This window comes from Tannerella forsythia (genome assembly GCF_003860135.1).
GTDB lineage: Bacteria > Bacteroidota > Bacteroidia > Bacteroidales > Tannerellaceae > Tannerella > Tannerella forsythia_A.
Window position 1 is genome coordinate 1 of record NZ_RQYN01000036.1, and the last position, 13,947, is coordinate 13,947.

The 13,947-nt window shown below is 45.9% G+C and carries 9 protein-coding genes; 2 read left to right on the forward strand and 7 right to left on the reverse strand.

Annotation, left to right across the window (positions count from 1 at the left end):
- Positions 1 to 480 precede the first annotated feature (480 nt).
- From EII41_RS09405 to EII41_RS09430, 6 genes are all read right to left on the reverse strand, one after another.
- Complete coding sequence (locus EII41_RS09405) at positions 481 to 1,566, reverse strand: BF3164 family lipoprotein (RefSeq protein WP_124790382.1); 1,086 nt, start codon at positions 1,564 to 1,566, stop codon at positions 481 to 483.
- A 141-nt stretch (positions 1,567 to 1,707) separates the two neighbouring features.
- Entirely contained in the window at positions 1,708 to 2,769 is a 1,062-nt protein-coding gene (locus tag EII41_RS09410; RefSeq protein WP_185711883.1) for a BF3164 family lipoprotein, read from the reverse strand.
- Positions 2,770 to 2,850: 81 nt separating this feature from the next.
- A complete protein-coding gene (locus EII41_RS09415; RefSeq protein WP_124790384.1) occupies positions 2,851 to 3,957 on the reverse strand; it encodes a BF3164 family lipoprotein in 1,107 nt (368 codons plus the stop codon).
- Between the two features lie 45 nt (positions 3,958 to 4,002).
- Entirely contained in the window at positions 4,003 to 5,040 is a 1,038-nt protein-coding gene (locus tag EII41_RS09420) for a 6-bladed beta-propeller (RefSeq protein ID WP_124790385.1), read from the reverse strand.
- 234 nt (positions 5,041 to 5,274) lie between these two features.
- On the reverse strand, positions 5,275 to 6,594 hold the full coding sequence (locus EII41_RS09425) for a TldD/PmbA family protein (protein ID WP_124790386.1): 1,320 nt from the start codon (positions 6,592 to 6,594) through the stop codon (positions 5,275 to 5,277).
- A 1-nt stretch (position 6,595) separates the two neighbouring features.
- Entirely contained in the window at positions 6,596 to 8,134 is a 1,539-nt protein-coding gene (locus EII41_RS09430) for a TldD/PmbA family protein (RefSeq protein WP_124790387.1), read from the reverse strand.
- Between the two features lie 201 nt (positions 8,135 to 8,335).
- Here EII41_RS09430 and EII41_RS09435 point away from each other — a divergent pair, with 201 nt between their 5' ends.
- Complete coding sequence (locus tag EII41_RS09435) at positions 8,336 to 8,893, forward strand: DUF3332 domain-containing protein (RefSeq protein WP_124790388.1); 558 nt, start codon at positions 8,336 to 8,338, stop codon at positions 8,891 to 8,893.
- Between the two features lie 21 nt (positions 8,894 to 8,914).
- Complete coding sequence (locus tag EII41_RS09440) at positions 8,915 to 12,280, forward strand: glycoside hydrolase family 2 TIM barrel-domain containing protein (protein WP_124790389.1); 3,366 nt, start codon at positions 8,915 to 8,917, stop codon at positions 12,278 to 12,280.
- A gap of 626 nt (positions 12,281 to 12,906) precedes the next feature.
- Here EII41_RS09440 and EII41_RS09445 read toward each other — a convergent pair.
- A complete protein-coding gene (locus EII41_RS09445) occupies positions 12,907 to 13,944 on the reverse strand; it encodes a DUF4221 family protein (RefSeq protein WP_124790390.1) in 1,038 nt (345 codons plus the stop codon).
- Between the last annotated feature and the right edge of the window lie 3 nt (positions 13,945 to 13,947).

Here is a 13,947-nt window from a genome sequence, read left to right on the forward strand (position 1 = left end):
TATGCTTCCACATCTTGGACAATCCATAGTTTTTTTCAGCAAAGATAATAGTACTATATGAATTTAACAATACCATTAATTTTTGCTCTTTTTCCTTGGAGATCATACATCATACTTGGAATAATTAGTGAAATTTTTCTTCCAAGATAATGATTTTCAAGGAAATGAGCAAAGAAAATAACGCTTATTTTACTGATTATAAGCAAATTAAATTAACATTGAATTGAGAGTTTTCAACTCTGGATTCGCATTCATAATTAAAAAACAGCCCTGCAAGGGTACATTTATTCACCCTAATGCGAAGCGTTGGGAGAATGAATGTACCCCGATAAGGGCTGTAAGCCTGATATAATACTTGTTTCAATCTGAAAATATGATTGAAATTGTCTGATTTATACCAGATACATCTAAGCTCTTTTTATATACGGTTTGTGCTGTTATATTTAATGGAGTAAATCAGTCGTTTTACAGAAGAAGGCATTAATCCAGTTTGAATTTGACTAATTTGATCCCCTCTTCTTTTTTATCTCCCATGATTGCGTAGCCGTACTTATCGTTATTTTCGATAACGAAATCATACAGATCTTCGTCAAAATGCAGCATTTCGGCTGGATTTCCTTCCCAGTCGAAGACAGCAATCAGGGGACCGGATTTTTTATAGCGACTATCGTCCGTGTACTTAGCATAGATGCAAGCGTCAGTACATGCCATTCCCCAAATTCCGTTTACGACGTTTTCGGCACATTGAACAAAAGGATATTTTACGTTCTTTTTCGTTACTTTGTATTCAGGCTCAAAGAAACGTTTTGTAACCGAAGGCCGGATTGTTTCGTTACAGTCGAAAATTTCGAGGATACATCCGCTCCATGTGGCATGGACGAATTTTTTGCCGTCGGGCTTTACGGCTAATCGCCCCATGTAGGAGAAATAGGCATGTTCGACCGCTATAAATTCGTCCGGTTCGTTTAAACGGGGATATTCGTTACACGTACTGACCGTATCGATGGAGGCTGTTTTGATAAACCGGTAAGAATTCCCGAAGAAACTGCTATAGGCTGTGATAAACTGACCGTTTCCGATCGAAAAACACATATCGCCTCTGGTGTTCTTTGTTTCGGGAGGCAACATACATTCATTAGCTTCGATGATAATCTCGCCGTTGTGGTTACGAATAGCGTATTCCACCATCTTGGTTTGCATTTCATCGTAGCAGTACACTTTGCTTTCTTTCCGATCGGTCGAGTATCCCATAACAGGCCATAAGATTTCGCCGGGCCCCTGTCCGATGGTTCCGAAACTTTTTATATAGGCCCCGCTGTTTTTCGAAAACAAGTGAAAGACATAGTCATTCATATCTGTCTTTCCGGAGCAGATAAGCAATGTGTCGAGTTGATCGATGCTCCCGACATCGAAAATAAACGAATCGTTCAGGCATTCGACGGTTATCTCCTTTGTTTCGGGAAATACGGGAGCAGCATAGCCTTCATCTACCGATTCTGCAGATTTCTTGCACTGAACGAAGGCAAAGCAGGCAAGAAACAGAAAAAATACATGTTTCTTTTTCATATCTTATTTATATTTAGTGCGGCAAACTTACGATTTTTTCGTAATATAGACAAAAATAGCGTGCTGTTTTTTGCCGTATTACCGAATAGATTTCATAAAACGTTCTTATTCGGTTTCCGAAAAAGACATATAGAGGAGCAATTATAGTTCATACTCTACCCATATTCCTTCGGGGTTATAGGCAATTCCATAGATGGAGTGATTTTGGGGATTATACCTCATGGAGAAGAGAGGAATGTCTAATAGATAGCATTTCACCGGGTTTCCGTCCCAGTCGTATACGAGCAAATTGTCGCAATGATGATTTAAAAGTCCCGACTGATTGAATGTTTTGCCCGAATACAGCACATAAACGTATTGATCGTCGCAATCTACGGCACAAAATCCTGCTTTATTGTCCTTTGAAAGAGCGACAATTCCTCTCTCCCGAATTTGAAACAGCGGCGCATAGTAACATAACCGCTTGTACTCTTTCACGTCGTTTTCACGGATATGACAAAAAGAAAGAACACCGTGATTTTGCGTGGCCGCAATCATTTTTTTATTGTCGGGAGAATGAGCCATCAAAGTGCTGATATATAATATGGAAAGTTGGGTCTTCGGAATGTCTTTTGTTTCTTCAAATATCGGAAAGTCGACGGTTGAAATGACTTCTCCCTGTTTGTTTATAAGCGCCAACCAGTAATCGTTGAAGATACCTGTCGCCATATAGTTCGTATCTACGCAGTTCACCATAAACAACCGATTCGGCGACTTAATCTTCTCTACTTCTTGTATTTTTAACTGTGTGGAAGTGTCTGATGAAAGTAGAATTTCATTGATTCTCTTTTGCGATATGTCGAAGAATACGATTTTATCGTTTTTGTATTGAAAACTGCCGGGCATCTCGACATCGTGAGGCCCGGAACCTCTTTCTCCTCCTTTTCTTACGTTGCGCGATAAAGGATCGACGAGGTTAAATATATCCTTCAATTGATCATCGTAGATGAAACAATGACTACCGACTTGGATGGCATCGACCGGTTTTAATATCTCGTACTCTTCTAATTGAATAATCCTTGTGGGTTTGACTTCTATGACTTCTTTTCCGTTGAAATGAGCAACAGGATCGTCGACCTTGTTTGCACAAGAGAAGCAAACAGAAAGACACAGCAAATGCAAAATGTATGTTGCTTTACATAATTTCGTGATTTTCTTTTTCACTCTGTTTGTCTGAGGATACATAAAGCCCAATCACCCTTATTCGTCTTTTCTTTTTGCTTTATTGTGCTATTTACAAACTGCTTACTGCCCGATTTTTGTCAGTATCTCGCTGATATCGTATTTGTGAAGGACTTCATCCTCAAGATCGAACGTGTAAAGCGTACGGTTGCGGAGATCAATATCGAATGTCGTGATAAAATGTTGTAATTTTAGCTCGGCTAAAGGCTTACCTTCCCAATCGAACAAATAAATGCAGGGTAATTTTTTTCTGCCGGTTTCATATGTCTTTTCATCTTCACCAATGTAAAAAACTCCCCAAAAATCAGGAAAAGCTCTTATGTCGCCAAACGTATAAATTCTTTCCCATCGCTTTTTGTCTTGAATATCTTCGATATCATCTACCTTATTGCCGACACAGAGGGTTCGGGTAAACGTTCCGTCGAGCGAATACATGTTGATATAATTTAGTATGACAGGCATTTCTATGACGATGTTGCGATCCGGATTGAATTTGGTGATGGTCGACAAGATGTTGATATCTTGCATTTCTTCAAGTTTAATGCAATTCAATGAATCAAAAACAGCCGGATGCAGTTGTTTGTCTCCTTCGATAAGATATCTGGTCTGCTGAGTCTGCTGATGGTTGGGTTCTCTGCAAAAATAACGCGCGGAATCGATGATAAAGAAATTGAACAGAAAAGGCGGCAATGAATCGCGCATAAGACGCATGTCGAGCTTTCCGGTCTTAAGCGTTTGCGTTATATTGGCATTGAATACTCTCCCTCTTTGAAAGTCGTAGATGCCGGCATGCAACTCATCCCGCTCGTTGAAAAAAGTAGCCGAACTTACCCAAGGAGCCTGAATAAATTCATTCGGCCCGTTTCCTTTCGTTAGCAGGCTACCCAAGTAATCGTATCCAGGCAAGGAATAACAAGCCCAAAGATTCTTTTGTCCTTTTCCGGAAAAAATAATCATCGTATCGCAAATCTGAATATCCTGTATACCGATGATGTCGATATCGGGAACCGTCTCGCCCGAAAGGGTAAACGTCTGAGGAAATTCTTTTACATAAACGATCCGATCTTTGAACCCCATAAAGGAATTGGGAGCAATGTCGTGCGAAATTTGACAACTTGAGAACATGGAAAAAACCATGATAACGAAGCATAAAAATACGTTTTGTCTCATCTGTTTCAGGATTTAATTTATCGTGAAGTGTGTGTATGATGTTAGTTAATCCAACAATCCGTTTAAGTCGAGGTATGCGAATTGAATCTCATCGTCTAACGACATGATGATCCGGTTATGGTCTTTGTCGTAACACATGTCGGATATGCGATAATTTATTCCCAATGTTTTGAGGTGGTTACCTTTCCAATCAAAGACGACGAGTTTTGTTGGGAAATATTCGTCGGTAAGTCTGTCTCCACCTGAATATGAGGCTATGATTCTATTTTTGCATAAAACGACATTTCCATAATGTTGAAGTTCGTTTTCCTCCCTGCTTCCCCAATTATTCCCATAGATATTGAACTTTAGATTGCCGTCCAAATCTAAGACCGTTATCAAGTCGCGATTATGAAAAGCTTCTGCATAGATATTATCTTCAATCGATACGTCTAATGTAATGCGTCTTTTCCCCACTTTAGGATGGGAATAGTTCATCGGTTTTATCTCTCCCGTTTGCATGTTCCATTTTGCGGCAAGCTCATTGAATTTGCTTACTCCCTCAGGGACAATAATCCTTGCATAACATAGCGTATCATTGATATATTGATATTCAGATGGAAATTGTGTTTTATTCATTTTTAGTTTAACAAACGGCATATAATTCGGATTTTGGAAGATGCTGTCGAGATCGTATCCGAAGATTTTTTGTTTGCCGTGATCGGAAACAAAAATCTTCCGGTTCTTTTCATCGATACCGATATGTCCGATATTGGCAATCTCTCCCGGTCCCTGTCCACGAAAGGCCGTACTCGTCAAGTATTTGTATGTTTGCTTGTCGAACAGTAAAACCTGCTCTAAGTTAGACATGTGATCTGCTATGATTAAGTACTTGTCGGAAGTGTATAATCGAGCTGAAGAACTGATGAGTACATCTTCTTCGGGAATGTGAATTTCTTTGACCCGATCATGCACATTGACAACATGATCGTTGACGTTATAATATTTCTCGGTTACTTCATCCTGTACGCAGCGAGAAAATGTAAAGATTAATCCCAGACACAAGGTAAATGCGAATGTTTTCTTGAAAAAGTTTGTTTTCATTGTATTTTATTTTTAATCTAATAATCCTTCCAAGTTGAGGTATGCAAACCGAATATCTTCGTTTAAAGATATAATGAGCCGGTTATTGTCTTTGTTTCACGAGAATTTAATGATGCGATGATGGCTCTCCATGTTTTGAGACAATTGCTTTCTTGCTCGAATACAATAAGTTCGGCTGAGTCATTTGACTCTTCCTCAAAAGGCCACGTTTCCATCATGCTGAATGAACGATGCTCAGATACCGCTGAAGTCTACCCCCTCGAAGAGCAGCGAGGGGATACGCCAGCTTGACGAGAGGCGCGGGTCGTTGCCTATCTCGGCCAGACTCGACCAGAGCGTGAGCATGTTGCCCGTGATGTTCATCTCGTTGACCGGCTGCGTGAGTTGCCCTTTCTCGATCAGGAATCCTTCGATGCCGTAGGAGAAATCGCCCGTTGTCGTGTTGCAGTTGCCCCCGTTGAAACCGGTAACGAGAATGCCCTTGTCGACCGATGCGACGAGTCCGTTCATATCCTTCGTACCGAGCGGCATGGTCAGAATCGAGGGAGAGTTGACGGTTGGCTGTGTGCCCAGCTTATTGGCATAGTACGTATCGATGTAGTACGTCTGCAAGGTCCCTTGATCGAAGACTTTCCGTTGCTGCGTGGCGATGCCTTCATTGTCGAAGTAACGCGCGCCGGAAGATCGCAACAGATGCGGCTCGTCCGTAAGCGTCATTTTTTCGCCGAGCGCCTTTTGGTTAAGTTTGTCTAACAAGAACGAATTTTTCTGCTGGATGGATGATCCGTAGAGCGCGCTGATGACGGGCGAGAGCAGACGGGCAGAGCTTAAAAAGTCCACGACCATCGGCATACGTGCCGAAGCGACTTTGCGTTGCCCGAGTTTGCGGCGCACACGTTCCAGCGCTTTCGTGCCGATGCCTTCCTTGATCAGCGTATCGTAATAAAGCGAGGCATCGTACCAAAACGATTCGGGGCGCGCATCGCCTTCCCCTTTGATGCTTGCTCTGCCGCTGAGCGAGAAGAAGGAGTTGGAAGACTCTCCCTCGAAGCCATTGCTGGCCACCATGTAACGAAAGTTATCCCCATCGTTGTAAGATGACCCGGCCGAGAGAACACGTTCGTCCTTACCCATGATCTCGTCGCAAACTTTCATCGCTAATGTGACTTTATCGTCCGGACGAACAGATTCGAATTTTACATCGTAAAGTTGCAGGTCGGCTCCTCCTCCCTTGTAATACAGGGACGGATCGGGCAAGATACGCGCCTTGTCTTCGGCCAGATAACGTATCGAATCGATACCGTTACGGATAAACGTCTCCAGATCCTTCCGGTCTAACCGGTTCGTCGAAAACGAGCCGTAACGACCGTCGACGAAAAGATGGATCGACATGCCGTTTTCCGAAGCCTGCTGTAACTGGTCGATCTTCATATCGCGGATATCGAACGAGGTGTTCGAGTTGTTGTAAAGCGAAACGCGAGCGGCCTGACAGCCGTTTTTCAGGGCGTATTCCATAGCCCATCGCGCCAATTCTTTCTGAGTGTTCGTAATCATATCAACTTTCTCCTCCTACCGTTAATTTACTGACTAAGGCCGACGGCATCCCGACCGTCACGGGGCATGACTGTCCGTCCTTGCCGCACGTCCACGTTCCGTCGTCCGTCTTGAAATTGGAACCGACCATCGTAATATCGGCCAGTGCTTTCGGGCCGTTACCGATGATGTTGATGTCTTTGATCGGCTGTGTCAGTTTTCCGTCTTCGATCAGGTAACCGCTCTTGACGAAGAACGTAAAGTCGCCGGCGCCGATCTGTACCTGTCCGTTCGTGAAGTTCGACACGTACACGCCTTTCTTCACAGCCGCGATGATTTCTTCTTCGCTGTATTTGCCCGCCTCCATGTAAGTGGAGCGCATGCGCGGAAGCGGAACGTTGCGGAACGATTCACGCCGTCCGTTACCCGTCGGGGTCACCTGATAATGTTTCGCGCTGATGCGGTCGTGCAGATAGCTTGTCAGCACACCGTTGCGCACGATGTATGTTTTCTGTCCTTCCGTCCCTTCGTCGTCAATATTAACGGCTCCACGATTAAACGGCAATGTGCCGTCGTCTACGATATTGATGTTATCGTCGCACACTTTCTTATTCAGTTTGTCCGAGAAGATCGATGTCTGTTTACGGTTGAAATCGGCCTCGAATGTATGTCCGATCGCTTCATGCAGCAGAATGCCCGAACCTCCGGCACCCATCACGACCGGCATCTCACCGCCTTTGGGTTTGATGGATTGAAAGAGAATCGAGGTTCGCTCGATTGCTTCTTTGGCCAATGTTTCGATGACGTCGTCCGTCAGAAATTCAGCCCCCATGCGGAACGATCTCGAGGCGTAATTGCTTTCGATCTTGTCGCCCTCCTGCATGATACATAGCGCCGAGAGGCTGACCATCGGCCGATAATCGTAATACATCTGTCCTTCCGAGTTGCAGAACAAGATGTGTGAGGTCGTATCACTTAATCCTGCCGACACCTTCGTCACACGCGAATCGAGCGCAAAGATACGGTCGTTAAGTTGTTGGACATGGGGCATCTTTTCTTTGACGATCATCTCCTCCCACGACTTTTGTACGGCATAGTAGTTATGCTTGATCGACATGTCTGTCAGAGCTGCCGGCTCTTTCGGGATAGCACTCTCGGCGATGCGGGCAGCCGTGCGGGCGGCTTTCAGCATCTCATCGAGCGTGATGTTCTCAACATAAGCGTAGCCGGTCTGATCGCCGGAGAGTACGCGCACGCCCATCCCAAAGTCGATGTTCGAGGCAACCCGGTTGACTGCTCCGTCCTGAAGCCCGATACTGTTTGAATACGAATACTCGAAAAACAGGTCGGCATAGTCTCCTCCTTTTTCCAGCGCGGCGGTTAAGACTTGCCCGAGCTGTTGCTCCGTGACTCCGAACAGGTTCATCGCGAACGACAGCGTTCCCGAACTCTTAGCCACCGAAGCATTCAGGTCGCAGGCGGATAGGAGAGAAGGAGCAGCGATCGAACTCAACATCGCCCATCCTCCCGCTTTGATAAATTCACGTCGATTGATTGGCATAAATAGATCTTTTTTGGGTTCATGTGTGCAAAGGTAGAAAAGAAAAAGAAAAAATATAGGGTAGAGAATGTTAAAGATTCATCTTCGTCTGAAAACGGAATATACCCAACCGCTCTTTTTTCTCGATAAGAAGCCCTTGGTCCGTTTGGCATTCTGCCGGAGTTCGCTTATCTTTGCCCAAACAAAAAACAGAAAAACATTATGAACAGAAAAAACGTAATTATGCCCGTCGCAGCATTGTTGGCCGGAAGCCTTTTATTCTCTTCGTGTATCGGCTCCTTTAAGCTGACGAACGGACTGTTGAGCTGGAATCGCAGCCTCGACAATAAATTTGTAAACGAACTCGTCTTTGTCGCATTCTGCATCGTTCCTGTGTATGGCGTTACGATTCTGGCCGATGCGCTCGTGCTGAACTCCATTGAATTCTGGAGTGGAGACAATCCGATCGCCTCGATTCCCGAAACGCAAACCGTCGAATCCGAAAACGGACGATACACTATTCGCACCCAACCCGATGGCTACCACATCCAAAAAGAAGGTGAAACCGAAGGTATCGACCTTGTGTTCGACAAGGCTAACCGTACTTGGAGCGTGGTGAGCGGCGATCAATCGCATCGACTCTTCCGCTTCACCGATAAGCGTGATGAAGTGGTGATGTACCTGCCCGACGGCAGGGAGATAAACGTTGAACTGAGTCGTGCCGGGACACTCGCTTTCCGTCAGGCCGTAGAAAAACAGACTTATTTTGCAGCAAATTAATTTAACCCTATTTTATTTTCTATGAAGAACTATTTCTTGACGGGCATGTTCTGCCTTTCTCTTGCCGGATCTTTGTGCGCACAATCGTCCGGTCTGCCGTATTGGCAGGACATACAAACCGTAGCGGTAAACAAAGAAAAACCGCGTACCGAGTTCATGAGTTACGACGACGCGCAGGCTGCGTTGAGCACACCTTTCGAGCAGAGCAAGTATTACTTATCGCTTAACGGTACATGGAAGTTTCTGTTTGTCGACGGATACAAAAAACTGCCGGCCGATGCCACCTCAGCCAATGTCAATACCGCATCGTGGAGCGACATCAAGGTACCCGGCAACTGGGAAGTGCAAGGCTTCGGCACAGCCATTTACACGAACCACGGCTACGAGTTCAAACCACGCAATCCGGAACCTCCCACCTTACCCGAAGACAATCCGGTAGGCGTCTATCGTCGTGATTTCGAAATTCCCGCAAATTGGGACGGACGTGACGTGTATCTGCATATCGGTGGAGCCAAATCGGGACTGTATGTCTACATTAACGGCAGGGAAGTCGGATACAGCGAGGATTCCAAAAATCCGGCCGAGTTTCTGATCAATCCGTATTTGAAACAAGGAAAGAATATCGTGACCCTGAAAATATTCCGGTGGAGTACCGGATCGTACCTCGAATGTCAAGACTTTTGGCGCATCAGCGGTATCGAGCGCGATGTCTATCTCTGGTCACAGCCGAAGATCGCCGTGAACGATTTTCGTATCGTTTCTACGCTCGACGATTCGTACACGAACGGCATTTTCCGTCTTACTGTCGATGTAAAAAATCATTCTTCGAAAACCGAAAATGTAACCGTATCGTATCGGTTGACCGACAAAAACAAGAACGAAGTTGCGACAGGCAACCATACGCAGTCCGTAGAGGCCGGCATGACGCAGACTTTCTCGTTTGATCAAATGCTGGACAAAGTAGCACGATGGAGCGCCGAACATCCGAACCTGTACCGCGTCGTTATGACGGTCGAGGCCAATGGCAACGTATGTGAAGCCGTGCCTTATCACGTCGGCTTCCGCCGTTTCGAAATGAAGCAGACCGAAGCGCTTGCTGCCAACGGAAAGCCTTACACCGTGATGCTTTTCAACGGTCAGCCGATCAAGTTTAAAGGAGTAAACATCCACGAGCATAATCCCGAGACGGGGCATTACGTTACCGAAGCGTTGATGCGTCGCGATTTTGAACTGATGAAACTTCATAACCTGAACGCCGTACGCCTGTGTCATTATCCGCAGAGCCGCCGTTTCTACGAATTATGTGACGAATACGGACTTTATGTGTACGACGAGGCCAACATCGAGTCGCACGGAATGTATTACAACCTGCGTAAAGGAGGTACGCTCGGCAATAATCCCGAATGGCTTCTACCGCACATGGATCGGACGATCAACATGTACGAACGCAACAAGAATTTCCCGAGTATCACACTCTGGTCGCTCGGCAACGAGGCCGGCAACGGATACAATTTTTATCAAACTTACCTGTACATCAAGGATAAGGAGAAAAACGGAGCAGATCGCCCCGTGAATTACGAACGTGCGTTGTGGGAATGGAACACGGACATGTATGTGCCCCAATACCCGAGTGCCGATTGGTTAGAGAAAATCGGTCGTGAAGGGAGCGATCGTCCGATCGTGCCGTCGGAATATTCGCATGCCATGGGAAACTCGAGCGGGAATTTATGGAAACAGTGGCAGGCGATTTACACATATCCGAACCTGCAAGGCGGATTCATTTGGGACTGGGTCGATCAGGGTATTCAAGAGACCGATAAAAACGGACGCACATACTGGTCTTACGGAGGCGATTACGGCGTCAATGCGCCGAGCGATGGCAATTTCCTTTGTAATGGTATCGTCAATCCCGACCGGACTCCTCATCCGGCCATGGCCGAAGTGAAGTATGCTCATCAAAACGTAGGTTTCGAACTCGTCAACGCCCAAACAGGCGAAGTTCGTATCACCAACCGCTTCTACTTCACCTCCATCGATCACCGGTACAAAATTATCTGCCGACTCATGGTCAACGGAAAAACCTTACAGGAAAAGGTGTTGCCTATCACTCTCAGACCGCAGGAATCGACAACAGTCCGCACGTTTGTGCCTAAAGGCTCGTCGGAATGTTTTGTAAATCTGTCTGTCGTAACGAAAGAAAAAGACGGCTTAATCCCTGCCGGACACGTGATCGCCCATGATCAGTTCCGTCTTTCGGAACAGACGAATCGACCGCAATACAAAGCCGGAGGTGCTAAACCGCAGATCACGACCGAAGGTGACCGGATCGTCGTTTCGTCGCCGAAGGTGCAATTCGTCTTCGATAAAAAGAGCGGCATCGTCACCTCCTATAAAGTCGGCGGCAAGGAATATTTCCATGACGGTTTCGGTGTTCAACCCAACTTCTGGCGTGCTCCGACCGATAACGACTACGGCAACGGCGCTCCCGAACGCGAACAGATCTGGAAGCAGAGCAGCCGTAATTTTAACGTCACCGACGCAACGGCTCGTATCGAAGGGAATCAGGCGATCGTCAGCACGACGTTCCTGCTGCCTGCCGGAAATCTGTATATCGTAGATTATACCATTTCTCCGAGTGGGGTAATGAACGTATCGGCACGTTTTACATCGACCGAGATGAGCGCCGCTGAGGTAGAAGTGTCCGAAGCGACTCGCACGGCAACGTTCACTCCCGGCAAAGAGGCTGCCCGTAAAGATGCATCGAAGCTCAACGTGCCGCGCATCGGCGTACGTTTCCGCCTGCCCGCATCGATGAATACGGTGCGATATTTCGGACGTGGGCCGGAAGAGAATTACTGGGATCGGAAAGCGGGTACGCTTGTCGGACTCTATCAGTCGACGGCCGATCAGCTGTATTTCCCGTACGTCAGACCGCAAGAGAACGGACATCACTGCGATACGCGCTGGCTCTCCCTTACCGTCGGAAATGGTGGCGGATTGCTTATCGTGGCCGACAGTTTGATTGAGTTCAATGCGTTACGCAATGCGATCGAAGATTTCGACGATGAAGAAAAGACGCATCTCCCGCGCCAGTGGAGCAACTTTACTCCCGAAATGATCGCCGAACGCGATGAAGCGAAAGCGAAAAATCGCCTTCGTCGGCAGCATCACATCAACGACATCACACCACGCGATTTCGTAGAAGTATGTATCGACCTCAAGCAACAAGGCGTAGCCGGATACGACAGTTGGGGAGACCGTCCGTTGCCGGAACATTCTTTACCGGCTAACCGCAACTATCGGTGGGGATTTACTTTTGTTCCTGTCGGCAGTGCATCGGAAGCGCAGACAAAAAGCCAGATGAGCTACATGGGTAAAAGTCAATGATCCCGTTTAAGCAAGAGGTATTAAAGTTATCCGTATTTTAGGTCGCATTATTCAATAAGATTGTGCGCCTTGCTTATAACAATGAGTGAAGCAAAGCCCCGTCGTAACCCTCCCGGTCTGGTTATGCGGGGCTTCTCAATATAATGCTTCCACCGAGAGAGCGTACTCACCTGTATCGTCACTGAAAGTTTCCTTGCGAGTAACGCGGGGAATGCTGTCGAGTATCGCAAAATCAAGAGTTCTTGGGATGGGTTTTTTCGCGCAAAGTGAATATTAATCGGACACCGTAGGTAGCTCTTAACCGCGGTGTTCTATCATATAGCGGAATGCAGATTGGCAAAGGGGCAAACGTATCGGAGGTCATAAAGAAGATGTTGAGAAATGAATAGAGACTTGTTATTTCTTGTATGAAAAGCGTATAAGAACACTGTTGTTAATTTTGAAAAGAATATTCAATCAACAACAACTACACATTTGTTCTTGATTCATTTTGTGCTTTTATAGACTGCGCAGATAAGGCAAATCTATTATAAAAAACAGAAAACGTCATATCTCATCTTGTCGTCGTCGGGAGATTCCGCGTTGGGATGGTCTTTGATGATAAAAAAGCCTTTTTCAAAAACGCCCTATCCTCCGTTCAGATTGTACGTATCATTCGATAGCGGAAACTCATCTATCACGTTAAAGTCCTGATCGAAGACCGTCAGAAATAGTTGCTTCTTAAAAAACTGCTTGTCTATCGGCATTCCGGTGGTGAAATCGATTCCGTTTACATGAAGCCTGTAATAACGTTTCTTGTACGGGTCGTAATTGACCTCGTAGAAGTGCACGTTTTCGATCAAATGCCGGTACCAGTCTTCCATCGTGGTCGAATGCGTTTCCGACGCCGTATTACGCGTATAGCGGCTGTCTGCTCCGTAGCTTTTCACGATACCGCTATGCAGGTCGATGGTGTACACATTCGAGTTGAAAGGAAAATTGTAGATGACCAGCGGAAAATGGTAAGTGACGTTGAGATGTTGCATCCATCCGTACAAATGTCCGACTCCTTGCTCGGCACCGGTATAGGGAAGGACTGTTTTTTTGTGTTTCCTCTGCCGTAAATCGGCCTCATTGATGTAAAATATAGATTCGTCTCCCATTTTAACGGTAACATAATACATGGATCGGCTGTGTGTGTCGAAATATAATTGGATCGAAGCGTTCGAATAGTTCGATGTATTGATGATGTATTCTCCTTCGTCGACCGTTAATTCGTGTTTTTCGTGTATGATGCCGGTCGTGTCGAGCAAGTAAACGGTTTTGTCGGCCAAAATCCAGATCGAATCCGGCGATGTGGCGTATAATCCGTTTATTTCGCCGGCAACCGCTTGTCTTCCTTCGCGGTAGATTCTTATATCGCGAACCACCTTGTTCGTAAAATCAAAAACGTCTAAAGCATGCGTTTGATCGTTATAACCGATTAAATAATCGTTCGTATTCAGGCTGAATGCCGTTAGGGTAGGATAGTGGGGTAATGACGTATCGTCAAGGTCGATAGACAATGTATCCCGCTCCATTCCGATGATGGTTTGCGGGCTTTTCTTTCTCTCGATCACTTTCTTTTCGTGCGAACACGCGAGTGCCATCAACACGCCGGCAAGGATTAAACAGAACTGTTTCATTTC